This is a genomic window from Novosphingobium tardum, assembly GCF_042652045.1.
Classification (GTDB): Bacteria; Pseudomonadota; Alphaproteobacteria; order Sphingomonadales; family Sphingomonadaceae; genus Novosphingobium; species Novosphingobium tardum.
Genome location: NZ_JBHSDR010000003.1, coordinates 395,632 through 412,180, shown reverse-complemented (window position 1 = coordinate 412,180; position 16,549 = coordinate 395,632). Strand labels below are relative to the sequence as shown.

The following is a 16,549-nucleotide window of genomic DNA, read 5'->3' as shown; positions in this document are numbered from 1 at the left end:
AGGCGGGGTTGCGGATAGGACGGAGATGATCCGCGCTCCATTGCTCGCCCTCCTGACGGCTCTCGCCGCCGCACCGCTTTCCGCCGCGGCCGCGCCGCCCACTGCCGCGGAGCGCACGATGACAGCGACCGTCGATGCCGAGCAGCCGCGCACCGTTGCGCTGCTCGAACGGCTGGTGAACCAGAACAGCGGGACCCAGAACCTGTCGGGCGTGCGCGCAACCTGCGAGCTGATCCGGCCGGAGTTCGAGGCGCTGGGCTTCAAGGTGCGCTGGGTGCAGCAGGACGCCGTGGCCCGGGCGGGTCACCTCGTCGCGACGCACGCCGGTCGCAAGGGCGCAAAGCGGATCCTGCTGATCGGCCACCTCGATACGGTGTTCGAGCCGGATTCACCCTTCCAGAAGTTCGAGCGAGTGGACGAAACCCACGCGAAGGGGCCCGGCGTGAGCGACGACAAGGGCGGCGATGTCGTGATGATCGCGGCGCTGCGCGCGATGCAGGCGGCAGGAACGCTGAAGAAGGCCAACATCGAGGTCATCCTCACGGGCGACGAGGAAGAGGCGGGCCTTCCCATCTCGGCCTCGCGCGCCGACCTCGTCGCGGCGGGCAGGCGGGCCGACGTGGCGCTCGATTTCGAAGGACTGGCGCGGGAGGACGGGCGCGACATGGGTTCGGTCGCGCGGCGCTCCGCCGGCAACTGGACGCTTACCGTCACCGCACGGAGCGGACACAGCAGCGGCGTGTTCTCTCAGTTCGCGGGCGACGGCGCGATCTACGAACTGGCCCGCATCCTCGCCGCCTATCGCCAGGAGCTGCCGCAGCCCAACCTCACCTACAACGTAGGACTGGTCGCCGGCGGGGCCACCGCCGCACTCGCGCCCGACGGCGCGCATGCCGAGGCGACCGGCAAGACCAACATCATTCCCGCGCAGGCGATAGCACGCGGCGACCTGCGCGCACTAAGCGGCACCCAGATCGCAGCCACCGTCGCCAGGATGCAGGCGATCGCGGCAACCTCGCTCAATGGCACGAAGGCGGTGTTCGAATTCGAGGACAAGTATCCGCCGATGGCGCCCACCGCGGGCAACCGGGCGCTGTTGGCCCGCCTCAACGGCGTGAATGCAACGCTAGGCCTCGCCGCCATGGGCGAACTCGACCCGCTGAAGCGAGGCGCCGGAGACATCAGCTTCGTGGCAGCCGATGTCGACAGCCTGGCGGGGCTCGGCCCGGTAAGCGAAGGCGATCATACGCCCGGCGAAACCGTGGATATCCCAAGCATCTTTACGCAGGCCAAGCGCGCCGCCCTGCTGATGAGCCGGCTGGCCGCAGAGAAGCCCTAATCCGGATCTGTTACCGTTCGCCGCCCCACGGCGCGCAGTGCGGGTCGGCGCCGACCAGCTGGCGGCGCAAACTGGCGCGGGCCAGCCGCTCAATCTCGGCCTTGCGGCGCGCGGCATTGAGGATGAGCGATGGGGCCGGGCGGACGATCTCGGCGTCGTAGCCGTCGGCCACGATCACTCCGCAACGATCGGGCATGAAGCCTTCGCCTTCGAGGCACGCGCGGTCGAGCTGCGGCGGCAGACCCCAATAGAACCGGTCGCAATGGTCGAGGTAGTCGGGCCACTTCGCGTCGCCGATGAGGTCGGCGCGGCTGACCTTGATCTCCACGATCACGAGGCGACCCTTTGCGTCGATCCCCATCAGGTCGGCGCGACGATTCGAGCGCAGCGGCATTTCGGCGATGCACCAGATGTCGTTGCGCGCGAAAAGGCGGCAGATCCCTCGCGCAACCGCCAGCGCCGCGCGCTCTTCCGCGCGCACGGCAAAGGCGGCGACGGGAGTGGATCCGTCTTCGAACGGATCGGAGAGCGCGGTTGATTCGGCCATCGGCCAAGTCTTAGGAACAGATCAGGAACTGCGCAAGGACGGCAGTGGTGGCAAGCGCCCGGCGTGTCAGGCGGCAGAAGCGGCCTGCGTAGGGGGAAGCAACGCCAGAAGACCGGCCCGGGCGCGGGTGAACTCGCCCCACAGGGCGCGGGCAGGTGCCTGTGTCGGCGCGCCGCGGGCATGGAGCGAAAGAAGCGCGGCAAGGCCTGGCTCCATGATCGCGGCCAGATCCGACACGCCCTGTTCGGCCAGATCGCGGCGCCAACCGCCCGTATCGCGAATCGCGGCGGGAAATCGGCGGACTTCGATATGTCGCGGTTCGGCCTCGAGCCCGGCGAGCAGCGTCACGATCCCCGCGGCGCGGTGCAGGACCGCCCATTTGCGGGCCAGCGGCCCGATGCGGTTGGGATCGGCCGGCGCACGCAGCGCGGCGCTGTGGGCCAGAGCGGGAGAGGAGGGCGCGACGGTCATCGACTCGTGCTAGCCGCAACAGGCTTGCCAAAATGCTAATCCGCGCAGGGAAATCGCCAGCAATTTTCCCGCTGGCAAGCAGCCGGACCCGCTGCTAGGCGCTTTCGCCCAGGCACCCGTAGCTCAGCTGGATAGAGCGCTGCCCTCCGAAGGCAGAGGTCACAGGTTCGAATCCTGTCGGGTGCGCCACCCCTTCAACCGCGTCCAGGCCCGCATCGATGCGGAGCGATTTGCGCGCGTGGCCATCGTGGGCCTATGCCGAGAGCGGTTGCTTCGGGAGGATCATGGCGCAGGGAAGCTTGCTTGAGCCGTCGCTCGCGCTGTCGCTGATGGCGGCGCTCGCGGTCGGGCTGCTGATCGGGATCGAGCGCGGCTGGCGCCAGCGCGGCGAGCCCGATGGCGCGCGGGTTGCAGGGGTTCGCACCTTCACCTTGCTCGGTGGGCTCGGCGGGCTGGTCGCAGTGGTCGCCCAGGCGGTCGGGGTGGCGGTCGCCGCGGTGGTTCTCGCGGGAATCATGGTGCTTCTTGGCGCCGCGTTCCTGCGCGGACCCGCCGATCCGGCGCGGCGCGACGCGACCACGGGGGTGTCGGCGATGATCGCCCTTGCCCTGGGCCTGGTGGCGGGGGCGGGCTATCCCGCGGTCGCGGTGGCCGGGGCGGCGATAACTACGCTGGTGCTGGCCACGCGCAACCAGGCGCACGGCTTCCTCCAGTCGCTGAACGAGGACGAGGTCCAGGCCATCGCGCGCTTCGCGGTGATCTCCGCCGCCGTCCTCCCGTTCCTGCCAGATTCCCAATACGGCCCCTACCAGGCCTGGAATCCTTTCAACCTGTGGCTCGTCGTGGTCTTCGTGACCGGATTCTCCATCGCCGGCTACGTCGCCAACCGCCTGTTCGGCGAGAGCCGCGGGACGATCGCCACCGCCATCATCGGCGGCGCCTATTCCTCGACCGCGGTCACCGCGGCGCTGTCGGCCCGGTTGAACGACGGCGAGCCCGGGCCTTTTGCAACCGGCATCGCGCTGGCCACCGCGGTCATGTACCTGCGCGTTCTTGCGCTGGCCTCGATCCTCGCGCCGGAACTGGCACTGCCGCTGGCAGCCGTGATCAGCCCCGGGGCGGTCGTGGCGTGGCTGTCTGCCGCGCTGATCTGGCGGGGCGAGGAAACTGGCAAGGCGAAGGACGGCCACTCGGGGTCGAAGCCGTTCGAGCTGATTCCCGCGCTGGGTTTCCTGGCAGCGGTCGCAGCGGCATCGCTGCTTGTGCGTTGGGCCCAGTCCGCTTTCGGGGAGGCCGGCGCGGCCTGGTCGCTGTTCATCGCGGGAAGCTTCGATGTCGATGCCGCCACGGTCACGTTCGCCGGCCTGCCCGCCGGGGCGATCGACATCCACGTTGCCGCGGTGGCGCTGGGCGGGACCGTCGCGGTCAACATGGCGTTCAAGATCGGCATCGTCCTCGCCAACGCGCGGGCGCGGGGACGAAGGGCGGCGATCGGGCTGACGAGCAGCCTGCTGGTGTTGCTGGCGACACTGGCCTGGCACCTTCTTCAGCTTTAGAAGGCGCCGCTTCGGCTTCCCGCCCGCATTCTCCTGAAGGCCAGCCCGCATGATCGCCCGTGAACTGATCGGCACCGCGCAAGTCCCCGGCGGCGGTGAACTGCGCCTGTTTCGCCACGACCGCGACTTCATCATCGATCTCGACCGCAGCGAGCTGATGAGCACGCGGATGAGCGGATCGGAAGAGCGGCTGGCGACGATGGCCTGCGACCGGCTGGCCGGCCGCCCTGCCCCGCACCTCCTGATCGGCGGCTATGGCATGGGCTTCACCTTGCGCGCCGCACTGGCCCGGCTGGGACCCAGTGGGCGGGCGACGGTGGCCGAACTCGTTCCCGAAATCGTGGAATGGGCCCGGGGACCGATGGCTGAAGTGGCGCAAGGCTGCCTCGAAGATTCGCGCGTCACCGTGGAAATCCGAGATGTCGCGGCGGTGATCGGCCGCACCACCGCCGGCTTCGACGCGATCCTGCTGGATGTCGACAACGGGCCCGACGGCCTGTGTCGTGCGGCCAACGACCGGCTCTATTCGCGCGAGGGGTTGGCCGCCGCGCGCCGCGCGCTGCGTCCCGGCGGGGTTCTCGCGGTCTGGTCGGCGGCGCCCGACAAGGTCTTTGCCCGCCGGATCGCTGACGCAGGGTTCGTGGTCGAAGAAGCGACGGTCGCGGCGCGCAGCAACGGCAAGGGCCCGCGCCACGTGATCTGGTTCGCCACGCCGCGCGGAACCTGACGCAAGGGGACTTGGGCGACCGCGCGGATCGTGCCAAAGGACCGGGCCGCGAGCAGGAGAGCAATGCCATGACCGACCCCGAACGCATCCCTGTCATCGTCGGCGTCGGCCAGGTCAACGACCGCCCGGCCGATCCTGCGCAGGGGCTCGATTCGCTGGCGCTGATGGTCGCGGCGCTGCGCGCGGCGGACGAGGACGCGGGCGGCGGCTGGCTGGCGGACTGCGATGCGCTGGCGGTGGTCGACCAGATCGCGTTCCGCGACACCAACCCGCTTGCCGATAAGGTGGCCTGGGCCATCGGTGCCGCACCGCGCCACTGCGAGCAGACTCCTGCGCCGATGGGCGACAGCCCCGTGCGTCTGCTGCACGAGGCCGCGAACCGCATCGCCGCGGGTCAATCGACCATCGCGGCTGTGACCGGCGGCGAGGCGCTGAGGACCGCAGCCCAGCGCGCGGCACTGGCGGCAGGGACTCAGGTTTCGGCCGATCACGCGGTGCGCAACGCGCCGCATCGCAAGACCCCCGGCTGGCGCGCCAGGTATGGCCTCTCGGCGCCGGTCGACGTCTATCCGCTCTACGAGAACGGCTGCCGCGCGGCCTGGGGTCAGTCGCTGGAGCAGGCCCAGGCCGAAAGCGGCACGATCTGGGCGCTGATGTCGCAAGTCGCCGACCGCGTTCCGGCCGCGTGGATTCACAAGCCGGTGACGGCCGAAGAGGTGATCGAGCCGACGGCTGCGAACCGGCCCATCGCGCATCCCTATACCAAGTTCATGGTCGCAAACTCGTCAGTCAACCAAGGCGCGGGGTTTCTCGTGACGAGCCTTGGCGAGGCGCGCCGGCGCGGCGTTCCCGAAGAGCGCCTGGTCTATGTCGGGATGGGCGCGGCTGCGCATGAGCCCGACGATATCCTGTCGCGCGATCGCTACGACGCCTCGGCCGGAATGACGGTCTCGATCTCGCGGACGATGGAGCTCAATGGCCTTTCCGCTGCCGATCTCGATCATGTCGAGCTGTACAGTTGCTTTCCCTGCGTCCCCAAGATGGCACGGCGGGTGCTTGACTGGCCCCTCGACCGTCCGGCCACGGTATTCGGGGGGCTGACGTTCGGCGGCGGCCCGATCGGAAACTACATGAGCCATGCGGTGGCCGAGATGGTCCTTGCCCTGCGCCGCGACCGGCCTGAGGCCAAGGGCCTGCTGTTCGCCAATGGCGGCTTTGCCACGCACAACCACTCGCTGGTCGTCTCGCGCGCTCCGCTGCCCCGGACTGCGCTGCCGCAGGACTTCGACTTTCAGGCCGAGGCCGACGCGATGCGCCGACCGGTGCCGCCGCTGGTCGAGGACTACGAAGGAGCTGCCGTCATCGAGAGTTATACCGTGCTTTATGCGCGCGACGGCAGTGTGAAGTGGGGCGTGATCGTCGCGCGAACCGCCGACGACCGCCGCACCCTTGCCCGAGTTCCGGCCAGCGATGCCGAAACGATTGCCTTCCTCGTCGACGGCAAGCGTGAGCCGTTGGGCACGCCCGGACGGATCGTTGCCGAGGGCGACGACCGCATTTGGGTTCGCGCGCTCTAGACCAGATCGCCCGCTGCCGCGGTGAGCACGCCTGCCAGCCGCTCAGCCCATTGCGCAACCCCTTCGGGCGAACCGAGCAGGTCCTGGCGGATCTCGAGCTCGGCGTAGAGGCGGTCTGCCGGGTAGCAATGGTGCGGCACGGTGTAGTCGATACCGTCCATCGCATAGGGTTCGTTGTCGCCGACCGGCGCGTCGATCGCCGCCGACAGCCGCGCCAGCACCGCGTGGGCAAAGCGCGTGTCGCCCCGATCATAGAGCAGGCCGGCATGCCACGGTCGGTCGAACCCGTTCATCCGCGGCGTAAAGCTGTGAAGCGCGACCACGATGGTCCTGCGCCCCAGCGCATCACGCTGTCCCAGCGCCGCGGCAATGGCGGCATGATAGGGCGCGTGGATTTCCTCGATCCGCGCAGCCCGGCCTTCCGGGGAAAGCGAGGCGTTGGCAGGGATGGGGGTCCCGTCGCTGACCGGGGGAATTGCGTCGGCTCGTGCCGGGTCGCGGTTGCAGTCGATGACCAGGCGCGAATAGTGCTGGCGCAGCAGCGTGGCGTCGAGCCGTGCGCTCAGAGCCTCGCCCAACGCCGCGACACCGATGTCCACGGCGATGTGTCGCGCAAAATCCTGCGCTTCCAGCCCCAGGTCGCCCAGCCCCGACGGCACCGCGCAGCCGGCGTGATCGGCCACCAGCAGGAACGATGACGCGCCAGCTGGGTTAAGGACGATGCAGGGGGCCGGGTCGTCCGGGCCCAGCAGGCGTACGCCTGCGCTCATGTCAGCCCTCCCCGCAATGTCCTTGCCGCCCAGCTCCCGGAACAGGTCGTCCCTTTCTCCGCAGCTTTCGCCAACGGGTCCAACGCTTCCGAAACCGACGATGCCACTGCTCGAACTCTCCCACGTGACGACCTATCGCTACCGCCAGCCGGTAGCGTTCGGCGAGCACCGGATCATGGTCCGCCCTCGCGAGAGCTACGACCAGCACCTGGTCGACGCCAGCCTTTCGATCACGCCCGAGCCGCAAAGCGTGCGGTGGCTGCAGGATGTCTTCGGCAATTCGGTCGCGGTTGCAACTTTCGGCTCGCGCGCGTCGGAGCTCCGCTTCGAGAGCCACTGCCGGCTTCACCACGATCCCGCCGAATCCGACCGGATCGCGATCGAGGAATATGCCCGGTCCTATCCCTTCACATATTCATCCGAGGAGATGCCCGATCTGCTGCGTTCGATCGAGCGCCAGCATCTCGACCCGTTGCGCGTGGTCGATGAATGGGCGCGGCGCTTCGTCGAGGCGCCGGGCGGGAACGACACGCTGGGCATGTTGACCGCGATGACCCGGACCATCCGCCAGGAGTTCACTTACGTCGGGCGGCCCGAAAAGGGCACCCAGTCACCGCTCGAGACGCTCGCGCGCGGGCGCGGCACCTGTCGGGATTTCGCCACCCTGATGATCGAGGCGGTGCGCGCCCTCGGCCTCGCTGCGCGGTTCTGCTCGGGCTACCTCTATTCCCCGAGCGCAGGCGAGCGGCGCCGCGGCGGGGGCAACACTCATGCCTGGGTCCGGGTCTACCTTCCCGGCACCGGCTGGATCGAATTCGACCCGACCAACGGGATCGTCGGCAACCGCGGCCTGATCCGCGTCGCCATTGCCCGCGACATCTACCAGGCGGTTCCCATCTCGGGGACCTACATCGGCCCCCCAGGAAGCTTCATCGACATGGATGTCTCGGTCGACGTGCGTCTGGCCGAACATTCCCACGCCTCTTCTGTAACGGCGCTACGCCTGTGATCCCCCTGCCCTCCCAGAAAGCCCCCTCATGCTGATCCGTGCCGGCTACGACATTTCCTTCAACGCCGAAGTGCCGACGCCGATGCTCGCGCTGTTGAGCATCCGCCCGGAGCGGGCATTTGACCTGCGCACTCCGCATCGCATCGCGCTAGCGCCCGATGTGCCGGCGTTCGATTTCGAGGATGCGTTCGGCAACGTTTGCACCCGCTTCACCGTGCCGCCGGGCGGGGTCACTCTGTCGTGCGACTTCGTGATCGAGGATGGCGGCCAGCCCGACCGCGTCGTGCCGGACGCCGTCCAGCATCCGGTCGAGGAACTGCCCAACGAAGTCCTGCCGTTCCTGCTCGCCAGTCGCTATTGCGAAACCGACCTCCTGCTCGACACGGCGTGGAGCCTTTTCGGCAACACGGCGCTGGGCTGGGCGCGGGTCCAGGCGATCGTCGATTTCGTGCACGGCCACGTCGAGTTCGGCTATCCCCACGCCGACAATCGCCGCACGGCCTGGCGCGGCTTTCAGGAACAGGTCGGCGTCTGCCGCGACTATGCCCACCTGGCAGTCGCGCTGTGCCGCTGCATGAACATCCCCGCCCGCTATTGCACCGGCTACCTCGGCGACATCGGAATTCCGCCGGTCGATGCGCCGATGGATTTCTCCGCCTGGTTCGAGGTCTATCTCGGCGGCGAATGGTACGCGTTCGATGCGCGCCACAACCGCCCGCGCATCGGGCGCATCCTGATGGCAATCGGGCGCGATGCCGCCGACACCGCGCTCACGACAGCGTTCGGCAATGCCGAACTCGTCCGCTTCGACGTTCACGCCGACGAGGTTGAAGCAGTCCCGTCCTAGGCGAGCGCCGCGACCCGCTCCGCAATCCGCCGCGCGGCGGCATTGTGCGCAGCGACCGAGAACGCCAGCAGCGCGGTCAGCCACAAGCCGCCAAATGCGAAATATGCCAGGGGGCTGTTGGTGAGGAACATCGCGGCACCCAGGACGATCGCGCGCTGGTTGGGCCCGAGCATCTTCTCGATCTTAAGGAGCCGTCCCGCTTCGGCGCGGATCGGTGCCCGCAATGTCTCCAGCCGCGCCGGATCGCCCTTTGCAGCGGTGATTGCGGCATCGATCTGAAGCGCGTGGGGCGTCATTCCGGCGGCGACGCGCAGGTATTGCGTTACCAGCCAGCCGAATAGGCCGCCGGTATCGCCGCGCTGGTTGTTGAGCCAGGGCTTGCCGTAGATCCAGTAGAGATAGAACCGGCGCTGCGCCTCGACATGGTTCGACTGGATCGCGTGCGCGACGCCCGCCAGGATCGCGATGGGCCAGGCGATCCAGCCGATCTGCCCCTCGAGAAACATCGCAAGCAGGATGTAGAGCACGATGTGGCTGGAATAGTCGCATAGCCCGTCGATCATCTCGCCGCGGGGGCTGGTGCGTCCGGTCATCCGCGCAAGGTCGCCGTCGGCCCCGTCGATCACGTGCCACGCCATGTGCAGCGCCATGCCGAGCAGGGCAGAAACTGGCCAGGCAAGCTCGGTGTAGCAGATTCCGGCGATGACCACGGTGATCCCTCCCGCCACCGACACCATGTTGGGCGTGAGCGGGGTGCGGGCCAGCAGCCGGGCCAGTTGCCAGGCCAAGGGATGATAGACATGGTAGTTGAGCGGATCTTCCAGCTCGCGCGGGCGGATCGGCCGCTGCGGCACGGTTCGCACCCCCTTCAGCTCGGCTTTGGCTTCAGTCACGCGGCTGGTCCCCCATCGTCTCGTCGAGCGTTGCGTCTGCTCCCCCGCGGCTGTCCGTGCCCGATGCGCGCGACACTGCGTGAAGCGTGCGCCGCGCCATGATGCCCATCGCAAGATAGCTGACCAGCCCGCCGGCCGCCACCGCCCACGCCGCGCCGACCGCGCCGTAAGGTTCGATCGTCAACACCAGCGTGGCCGCCATAACCACGACCGCCATCAGCCGCGCGGCGAGCGAGTACTGAGCGTGACCGGTGGAATGAAGCACCGGTTCGAACGCGACGCTGGCAAGGTCGAACGCCGCCGCCACGGTCAGCGGGACGAGGATTGGGTAGCCGCGGGCGAAATCCTCGCCTCCCAGCAGGATCAGGATCGGCTTGCCGATGGCCACGGCGAGCGCGACGACCGCCGCGCCGGCCGCCGCCGCGACAATGCTCGTCTGGCGGGCAAGGCGGCGGAACTCTCCGGCTTCGGCGGCAACGCGGGCGCGATTGACCTCGGCATAGACGGCGCGCGTCAGCAGTGTGGACAGCTTGCTCATCGCCTGGCTGACCTGGTTCGAGAGGCGGTAAAGGCCTGCCGCTTTCGTCCCCACGAGGCCGCCGACCGCGAGCAGCGGCCCGCTACGCATCGCGGCGTCGAGCGTCGCGCCGGCGTAGGTTATGGCAAAGAACCGCTCGATCCCGGGGTTGTCGCGTAGCGCCTGGCGCCAGTTGCGCGCATGGCGCAGGCGCACTGCCTTCGGGCAGAGCCAACGCGCCATCGCCCAGTAGCACGCCGCCTCTAGCAGATCGACGACGGCCCAGGCGAACAGGAACCGGCCGACGGTCGGCCCGGTCAGCGAGATCGCGATCGCAGCGCCGAGCCGGCCGATCGGGACCAGCGCCTCGACGTAGACCGCCATGTCGAACCGGTCGAGCGCGCGAACGATGCCGGTAGGCGCCGAAACCAGCGCCCATAGCATCGCGCAGTTGAACAGGAATGCGAGGTCGCGATAGCCGGGGTTGATCCCCAGCATGTCTCCGAAACCGTAGATCACCACGCCCGAAAGGACGCAGCCAACGGCGGCGCCGGCTGCGTCGATCATCCCGCACAACATGCCGAGCTGGCCGAACCCGCGCCAGTCGCCGGCGTGGACATGGGCCGCGCCATAGCGCACGACGACGCGCCAGGTCTGGAAGCCGGCCAACGCGACGAGCGCCTGCGAGGTGCCGAAGATCAGGGAAAAGTGGCCGAAGCCCTTCAGCCCCAGCGAACGCGTCAGGATCGCGAGATAGGCGATCCCGCAGATTGCGCCGAAACCCTTGCCTCCCAGCAGCCAGGCGGTGTTGGCCAGCATGCGGGCAATGGGCGACTGGGCCCGCGCACCGGGATCGTGCGGGCCGGGGGCAGTCTTGGAACGGGCGCGACCGGCAGGCATCGCACCTGCATTTGAACGAGGCCGCCCCCGCGCGCAAGCGCTGCGCCAAGGCCGCGACATTGCGGCCGGCGGGTTTGCCAACTAGAGGCGCTGCGATGATCGAACACGCCATCCTGCTCAGCGCCGGCCAAGGCAGCCGCATGTTGCCGCTGACCGCCGAACGTCCGAAGTGCCTGATCGACTTTTCGGGCCGCTCGCTGCTCGCCTGGCAGATCGAGATGCTGGCGCGCGGCGGGGTCCGGCGGATTGACGTCGTGACCGGGTTCATGACCGACCTCGTCGATGCCGAACTCGACGCGCTGCGCGACGACCGGGTGACGATCACACGGCATTTCAATCCGTTCTACAAGGTCGCCGACAACCTGGGGTCCTGCTGGATCGCGCGCGAGGCGATGGCCGGCGACTTCCTGATCCTCAATGGAGATACCCTGGTAGGCGAGGACATCGTCGCGCGGGTGCAGCAGGGCGGCGACTGGCCCATCGCGGTCACCGTGGATGTGAAGCCCGACTACGACAGCGACGACATGAAGGTGACCCGCGCCGCCGGTGGACGGCTGGAACGGATCGGCAAGACGCTGACTGCCGAACAGAGCAATGCCGAATCGATCGGCTTCCTGGCCTTCCGGGGCGAAGGCGCGGCGATGTTCCGCGACGCGGTTCGCGCAGCGATGCGCACCCCCGAAGGGGTCCAGCACTGGTATCTCAAGGTGATCGACAGCCTTGCGCCTTCGGGTAAGGTCGGGACGGTCTCGATCGAGGGAATGCGCTGGGCCGAGGTCGATTTCCTCAACGACATCGAGATCGCGCGGGCGCTGACCGATAGCTGGAGCTAGGACCCGGCGGGGAAGAAGCCCTTCAGCCACTCCACCAGTCCGGCGAGCTCCTCGCCCTCAAGCGCGATGGCGTGGCCCAGGTCCGGCACCTTCGGCCAACCGATGTCGACGAATTCGCGCCCGTTCCATTCGCGTGTGCCCTCGTATCGCGGGATCACGTGGAAGTGAACGTATGGGTCGACCATCATCAGCATCAGGTAATTGATACGGCCGTAATCGACCGCCCGGGAAAGCGCGCCTTCGAGCGCTGGTGTGATGGTCGCCAGCTCGGCATGGGCGCCTGCCGGAAGGGCGCCGAACGCCGTCGCCTCGCCCTTGGCGGCAAGGATCACGCTTCCCAATGTCGGCTGCGAGGGTCGGGCAAGCAGCACCCAGTGGTCCCATTCGCGCACCAGAGTCCCGGGCCAGCCGAACTTCTCGATCGTCGCGTTCATGGGCCTACCCTTCGGCCAGCCACGAGGTGATTGGCAAGCCCCGTCGTGACCGGGCCAGCGCCTGCACCAGCCGCACCGCGTGGAACGCGCAGCTCAGCACCGTCCACCACGCCACGGCGATCAGGCCGACATCCGGGCGAGCCAGCAAAGTCGAGGCGAACAGGATGACCATGTTCGGATTGCGGCGCGCGGTGATCAGCCGGAACCGGCTGTCGATCCGCCGCCATACGTGGATGTGCATGCCGTACAGGCGCATGAAAGCGCCCTCGATGAACCGCTGGACGATGTAGCCGCCCTGGATCGCGGCCTGCACCCACCAGAACGTGGCGTCGTCGTAGGCCAGGCCCCAATGGGCAAGGCCGGTGCCCCAGAACCACCACCAGAACGGGGGATGCACGATGTCGAGGCCGTGGTCGAAGATATTGCCCCACCACGAAGAGGTGATGGTGCACCGGGCCAACTTTCCGTCCACCGTGTCGAGCACCATGAACCCCAGTCCCAGCGCCATGCCCAGCCAGTAGCGGCCATCGGCAAAGGCGAACGTCGCCGCCACGCACAGCGCCGCGCCAAGCGCGGTGACCATGTTGGGGGTGATCCCGAACCGCGCCGCGATCCGGGTCAGAATCAGCGCCCATTCGGGCCAGAGATACTTGGTGAGAAGGTCGGTCACGCCCTTGTACGCGCCGAAGTAGCTGGCGCGTTCGACCTGGCGAACGGTGTCGGCCCTGAGCGGCAGCAGGAACGGCGTCTCGCGCTTGCGCAGCTGCTTGTTCTCGATCGTGGGCCCGTCCTCGAGCGCGGTCAGGGCAAGCCCGCTGCCTGAACCCAGGGCCTGCCCTCTCACCATCGCCTCGCGCAGGAGCGCTGCCTCGCGGGCGTCGCGCGCGTGGCCCAGGGCAGGAACGCCTCCCACCGTCAGGACCATCCCCGGCTGCCCGGCCACATGGCGGAGCCAGGCGGGATCAAAAGCGAACGCGGCGTTAGCGAGGATGCGATGGTCGCCCGCCACATCCGCCGTTCCGAAGGCCAGGCCTGCCGCCGCTGCGACCCGGCGCGTGCGTTCCTCGGGTGCAAGACCCCACAGGCGGACCGGATTGGCGCCGGCGCTTTCGACGATCGCGGGAGCAAGGGGAGCGTGCATGTTCCGTTCAGCCGTAAGAGGGCAAGGCGCGCAAGGCAATGCGCGACACGGAAGTTGTTGCTGCACTGCAACATAGCGGTAACATTTGTCCGCCGGGCCGAGATCTCGGGCGCCAATTCCCGCGGCGCGCGTTTCCTGCGCGCGTGACATGTAAAAAAACTGTAGTGATTAGGCGGTCGCGCGAGGGTAAGGCGAAATCATCGTGCACGGCTTCATTCATGAATTCGATCAGCTTCCGCGGGCCTCGAGCCTCGCGGAAAGTCGTGGTTCGATCAGGCCCGATCGGGGTGCCCGGCTGCTGCTTGCCGAACCCCTGATTGGCATCATCCGCAATCCTCGCAGCCACCGCAACCGGGGGCGCGAGCTGGAACTGGCGAACCGGCCCAACCTTCTGGTCGAAACGCCCCGCACCCGCGAGGCGCTGTGCCACACCCTCATTGAATTCGCGCGTCGCGGGATCGATTACCTCGTCGTCGACGGCGGTGACGGGACCGTTCGCGACGTCATCACCTGCGGCGAAGAGGTTTTCGGCGATCACTGGCCTACCCTGGTCGTGTTGCCGAAGGGCAAGACCAACGCGCTCGCAGTCGACCTCGGCCTGCCCAACGTGTGGTCGCTCGGCGAAGCGCTCGACGCGGTGGCCGGCGGCCACACGATTGAGCGTCGACCGATGGTCGTGACCCAACAAGACTGCCAGGCGGGCACCGCCGGCGACGGGCGCGTGCGCGGCTTCATCCTGGGCGCCGGTGTGTTCACCACCGCAAGCCAGGGCGTGCAGAAGGCGCATCGCCGGGGTGCGTTCAATTCGTTCGCAGTCGGCCTCATCAGTGCCTGGGTCGTCCTCCAGGGCATGTTCGCGGGCAATGCCAACCCCTATCGCCAAGGCACGCGGATGAGTATTCGCCTCGGTCGCCAGCGCCGCCCGCTGGCGCACAGCGGACGCGGTGGCACCGATCGGCGCTTCCTCACCTTCATCTCCACGCTCGAACGCTTTCCGCTGGGCCTCAAGCCATTCGGTCCGGTTCGGCCCGGCCTGAAGCTGGCGACCATCGATTTTCCGCTGCGCCGCCTGATGTCGATGCTACCTGCGCTCCTCGCCGGGTTTCACAAGCCCTGGCTGGAAGAGATGGGCGCGCATCGTGCGGATGCCGACGAGATCGAACTCGCGCTCGAGGATCGCTTCATTCTCGACGGCGAGTATTTTCCCGCAGGCTGCTATGTCCTGCGTCAGGGACAGCCGCTGCGCTTCGTGGTTCCCTGAACCGGTCCCAGTGACCCAGCCGTGACCCCGCTGCTCGCCGATCGCATAGCCGCCATGCTTGCGCTCCCCGTGGTCGAGCCCGTGCGCGCTTTCGCGCGCGAGCTGGGCGAAACCGCGGGGGCGCTGGGCGTGCTGTTCTACGGCTCGAACCTGCGCACTGGCGCGCTCGACGGCGTGCTGGATTTCTACGTCCTTCTGCCGGGTGAGGTGGAGCGCGGGATCTGGCCGCGAGTGAGCTACCACGAACGCGGGACGGGCGGCCAAGTGCTTCGCGCAAAGGTGGCGACGATGACCCTTGCGACCTTCGACGCGGCGGCGTCGGGCGAGACGATCGACACCACCATCTGGGCGCGGTTCGTGCAGCCGAGTGCGCTGGCATGGGTCCGCGACGATGCCGCCCGCGCCCGGATTGCGGAAGCCGTGGGGTCGGCCGCGATCACCGCGGCGCGGCTGGCGGTTGCGCTCGGTCCGACCCAGGGATCTGCCGAGGAGTTCTGGCGCGCCTTGTTCCGCGCGACCTACGCCGCCGAATTCAGGGTCGAAAAGGCGGGGCGAGAGGATTCCATCCTCGCCGCGAACCCTGCGCACTTCGCCGGCCTGCTGCCGGTTGCGCTCGCAGCGGCAGGGATCGCGGCTGAGAGCGATGGTCAGGTTCTTCGTCCCGCGCTGGTGCCGGCCGCACGGGCCGCACTGTTGCGCCGCTGGGCCTTGCGGCGGCGACTGGGTCGCCCCCTCAACCTCGTCCGCCTGGTGCGTGCGGCCACGACCTTCGAAGGGGCCGCGCGCTATGCTGCCTGGAAGGTGGAGCGCCACACGGGTGTTCCGGTCGTCCTGACGCCGTGGCGCGAGCGGCACCCCGTGCTCGCCGCTCCGGGTGTCCTCTGGCGCGTCTGGCGCGCCCGCCGTGCTGCCAGGGGCGCCGGTTCGTGAACCCGGTTGCCGCGCTCATCCTCGCCGGATCGCGGCCCGGTGGGCCCGATCCGGTCGCTGTGGCCGAAGGGGTTTCGCACAAGGCGCTGGCCCGGATCGGCGATCGACCCCTGCTCGCCCGGGTCGGCGCGGCCCTGCGCGACGCCGGCATCGCGCGGATTGCCGTGGCCGCAAGCGACCCGCAGGTCGTCGACCTCGGGACCTCGCTCGGCATGGAAGTCCTTCCACCTGCGGCCGGCCCGAGCGCCAGCGTGGCGCTTGCCTTTGCCGAACTGGGTGCGCCGCTTCTGGTGACGACTGCGGACCATGGCCTGCTCGAGGCCGGGTGGGTGACCGATTTCCTCGCTGACATTCCCGCCGGAACCGATGTCGCCGTCCTTCTCGCGCAGCGCCCCCTGGTTGAAGAGGCGATGCCCGGATCGCGGCGGACCTGGCTCCGGTTCGCCGACGGCGACTGGTCGGGCTGCAACCTGTTCCACCTCGCCACCCCCCAGACCGCGCGCGGCATCGCGCTGTGGGAACGGGTCGAGGCCGATCGCAAGCGTCCATGGCGCCTGGCCGCGCGGCTCGGCCCCGCGATGCTGGCAAGCTATGCCTTGGGCAGGCTCGGCCTGGCCGATGCCGTCACCCGGCTCGGGCGACGTCACGGCCTCGCCGCCGCGGTGGTCGCCGCGCGCGACGGACTCGCCGCGGTCGACGTGGACAAACCCGCGGATCTGGCCGACGCAAGGCGGATCGTTGCTGCCCGCGGGGATGACCGTGCAGGGGTGGTTCAGGGAAACAAGTTGCTTTTATGA

The 16,549-nt window shown here is 68.6% G+C and carries 17 protein-coding genes and 1 tRNA gene; 11 read left to right on the top strand and 7 right to left on the bottom strand.

Features of this window, described 5'->3' with window-relative positions; translation table 11 throughout:
- The first annotated feature begins 25 nt into the window (after nt 1-25).
- Nucleotides 26-1,339, top strand: a complete 1,314-nt coding sequence (locus ACFO0A_RS02085) for a M20/M25/M40 family metallo-hydrolase (protein ID WP_379537322.1) — start codon at nt 26-28, stop codon at nt 1,337-1,339.
- 10 nt (nt 1,340-1,349) lie between these two features.
- Here ACFO0A_RS02085 and ACFO0A_RS02080 read toward each other — a convergent pair whose 3' ends face one another.
- Nucleotides 1,350-1,886 carry an MmcB family DNA repair protein gene (locus ACFO0A_RS02080; protein WP_379537321.1) on the bottom strand — a complete coding sequence of 179 codons (537 nt, stop codon included), beginning with the start codon at nt 1,884-1,886 and terminating at the stop codon, nt 1,350-1,352.
- A gap of 66 nt (nt 1,887-1,952) precedes the next feature.
- Nucleotides 1,953-2,357, bottom strand: coding sequence for a hypothetical protein (locus ACFO0A_RS02075; RefSeq protein WP_379537320.1), 405 nt, complete (start codon nt 2,355-2,357; stop codon nt 1,953-1,955).
- A 112-nt stretch (nt 2,358-2,469) separates the two neighbouring features.
- On the opposite strand from ACFO0A_RS02075, the gene ACFO0A_RS02070 reads away from it, so the two are divergent.
- The 4 genes from ACFO0A_RS02070 to ACFO0A_RS02055 all read left to right on the top strand — a co-directional run bounded on the left by ACFO0A_RS02070 (nt 2,470) and on the right by ACFO0A_RS02055 (nt 6,217).
- Nucleotides 2,470-2,546, top strand: a tRNA-Arg gene (locus tag ACFO0A_RS02070).
- Nucleotides 2,547-2,641: 95 nt separating this feature from the next.
- Nucleotides 2,642-3,913: an MgtC/SapB family protein gene (locus ACFO0A_RS02065; RefSeq protein ID WP_379537319.1), complete on the top strand. Its 1,272-nt coding sequence runs from the start codon at nt 2,642-2,644 to the stop codon at nt 3,911-3,913.
- Between the two features lie 49 nt (nt 3,914-3,962).
- A complete protein-coding gene (locus tag ACFO0A_RS02060) occupies nt 3,963-4,640 on the top strand; it encodes a spermidine synthase (RefSeq protein ID WP_379537318.1) in 678 nt (225 codons plus the stop codon).
- A gap of 68 nt (nt 4,641-4,708) precedes the next feature.
- Nucleotides 4,709-6,217, top strand: coding sequence for an acetyl-CoA acetyltransferase (locus ACFO0A_RS02055; RefSeq protein WP_379537317.1), 1,509 nt, complete (start codon nt 4,709-4,711; stop codon nt 6,215-6,217).
- Here ACFO0A_RS02055 and ACFO0A_RS02050 read toward each other — a convergent pair.
- Nucleotides 6,214-6,987: an N-formylglutamate amidohydrolase gene (locus tag ACFO0A_RS02050; protein ID WP_379537316.1), complete on the bottom strand. Its 774-nt coding sequence runs from the start codon at nt 6,985-6,987 to the stop codon at nt 6,214-6,216. The two genes, ACFO0A_RS02055 and ACFO0A_RS02050, sit on opposite strands and share 4 nt — an antisense overlap.
- Before the next feature lie 100 nt (nt 6,988-7,087).
- Between ACFO0A_RS02050 and ACFO0A_RS02045 the strand changes: the two genes are divergently transcribed.
- Entirely contained in the window at nt 7,088-7,996 is a 909-nt protein-coding gene (locus ACFO0A_RS02045) for a transglutaminase family protein (protein WP_379537315.1), read from the top strand.
- Between the two features lie 28 nt (nt 7,997-8,024).
- Complete coding sequence (locus ACFO0A_RS02040; protein WP_379537314.1) at nt 8,025-8,843, top strand: transglutaminase-like domain-containing protein; 819 nt, start codon at nt 8,025-8,027, stop codon at nt 8,841-8,843.
- Here the strand turns inward: ACFO0A_RS02040 and ACFO0A_RS02035 are convergent.
- Nucleotides 8,840-9,736 carry a CDP-alcohol phosphatidyltransferase family protein gene (locus ACFO0A_RS02035; RefSeq protein ID WP_379537313.1) on the bottom strand — a complete coding sequence of 299 codons (897 nt, stop codon included), beginning with the start codon at nt 9,734-9,736 and terminating at the stop codon, nt 8,840-8,842. The genes ACFO0A_RS02040 and ACFO0A_RS02035 overlap by 4 nt on opposite strands.
- Entirely contained in the window at nt 9,729-11,153 is a 1,425-nt protein-coding gene (locus tag ACFO0A_RS02030) for a lipopolysaccharide biosynthesis protein (protein ID WP_379537312.1), read from the bottom strand. Before ACFO0A_RS02030 ends, ACFO0A_RS02035 begins: the two co-directional genes overlap by 8 nt.
- Before the next feature lie 95 nt (nt 11,154-11,248).
- Between ACFO0A_RS02030 and ACFO0A_RS02025 the strand changes: the two genes are divergently transcribed.
- On the top strand, nt 11,249-11,986 hold the full coding sequence (locus tag ACFO0A_RS02025; RefSeq protein ID WP_379537311.1) for a phosphocholine cytidylyltransferase family protein: 738 nt from the start codon (nt 11,249-11,251) through the stop codon (nt 11,984-11,986).
- Here ACFO0A_RS02025 and ACFO0A_RS02020 read toward each other — a convergent pair.
- Both ACFO0A_RS02020 and ACFO0A_RS02015 read right to left on the bottom strand, forming a co-directional pair.
- Nucleotides 11,983-12,420, bottom strand: a complete 438-nt coding sequence (locus ACFO0A_RS02020; protein WP_379537310.1) for an HIT family protein — start codon at nt 12,418-12,420, stop codon at nt 11,983-11,985. The genes ACFO0A_RS02025 and ACFO0A_RS02020 overlap by 4 nt on opposite strands.
- Nucleotides 12,421-12,424: 4 nt before the next feature.
- Nucleotides 12,425-13,561 carry a CDP-alcohol phosphatidyltransferase family protein gene (locus ACFO0A_RS02015; protein WP_379537309.1) on the bottom strand — a complete coding sequence of 379 codons (1,137 nt, stop codon included), beginning with the start codon at nt 13,559-13,561 and terminating at the stop codon, nt 12,425-12,427.
- A gap of 202 nt (nt 13,562-13,763) precedes the next feature.
- Here ACFO0A_RS02015 and ACFO0A_RS02010 point away from each other — a divergent pair, with 202 nt between their 5' ends.
- The 3 genes from ACFO0A_RS02010 to ACFO0A_RS02000 are packed head-to-tail and all read left to right on the top strand — an operon-like array spanning nt 13,764 to nt 16,549.
- On the top strand, nt 13,764-14,822 hold the full coding sequence (locus ACFO0A_RS02010) for a diacylglycerol/lipid kinase family protein (protein WP_379537308.1): 1,059 nt from the start codon (nt 13,764-13,766) through the stop codon (nt 14,820-14,822).
- A 21-nt stretch (nt 14,823-14,843) separates the two neighbouring features.
- A complete protein-coding gene (locus ACFO0A_RS02005; RefSeq protein ID WP_379537307.1) occupies nt 14,844-15,752 on the top strand; it encodes a hypothetical protein in 909 nt (302 codons plus the stop codon).
- Nucleotides 15,749-16,549 carry a nucleotidyltransferase family protein gene (locus ACFO0A_RS02000; RefSeq protein WP_379537306.1) on the top strand — a complete coding sequence of 267 codons (801 nt, stop codon included), beginning with the start codon at nt 15,749-15,751 and terminating at the stop codon, nt 16,547-16,549. Before ACFO0A_RS02005 ends, ACFO0A_RS02000 begins: the two co-directional genes overlap by 4 nt.

Bases quoted from the DNA above. Each gene is read 5' to 3' on its own strand.
- ACFO0A_RS02015 (WP_379537309.1), bottom strand. From the start codon at position 13,561: ATGCACGCTCCCCTTGCTCCCGCGATCGTCGAAAGCGCCGGCGCCAAT.
- ACFO0A_RS02065 (WP_379537319.1), top strand. From the start codon at position 2,642: ATGGCGCAGGGAAGCTTGCTTGAGCCGTCGCTCGCGCTGTCGCTGATG.
- ACFO0A_RS02025 (WP_379537311.1), top strand. From the start codon at position 11,249: ATGATCGAACACGCCATCCTGCTCAGCGCCGGCCAAGGCAGCCGCATG.
- ACFO0A_RS02040 (WP_379537314.1), top strand. From the start codon at position 8,025: ATGCTGATCCGTGCCGGCTACGACATTTCCTTCAACGCCGAAGTGCCG.
- ACFO0A_RS02080 (WP_379537321.1), bottom strand. From the start codon at position 1,886: ATGGCCGAATCAACCGCGCTCTCCGATCCGTTCGAAGACGGATCCACT.
- ACFO0A_RS02020 (WP_379537310.1), bottom strand. From the start codon at position 12,420: ATGAACGCGACGATCGAGAAGTTCGGCTGGCCCGGGACTCTGGTGCGC.
- ACFO0A_RS02055 (WP_379537317.1), top strand. From the start codon at position 4,709: ATGACCGACCCCGAACGCATCCCTGTCATCGTCGGCGTCGGCCAGGTC.
- ACFO0A_RS02045 (WP_379537315.1), top strand. From the start codon at position 7,088: ATGCCACTGCTCGAACTCTCCCACGTGACGACCTATCGCTACCGCCAG.
- ACFO0A_RS02075 (WP_379537320.1), bottom strand. From the start codon at position 2,357: ATGACCGTCGCGCCCTCCTCTCCCGCTCTGGCCCACAGCGCCGCGCTG.
- ACFO0A_RS02050 (WP_379537316.1), bottom strand. From the start codon at position 6,987: ATGAGCGCAGGCGTACGCCTGCTGGGCCCGGACGACCCGGCCCCCTGC.
- ACFO0A_RS02060 (WP_379537318.1), top strand. From the start codon at position 3,963: ATGATCGCCCGTGAACTGATCGGCACCGCGCAAGTCCCCGGCGGCGGT.
- ACFO0A_RS02030 (WP_379537312.1), bottom strand. From the start codon at position 11,153: ATGCCTGCCGGTCGCGCCCGTTCCAAGACTGCCCCCGGCCCGCACGAT.
- ACFO0A_RS02085 (WP_379537322.1), top strand. From the start codon at position 26: ATGATCCGCGCTCCATTGCTCGCCCTCCTGACGGCTCTCGCCGCCGCA.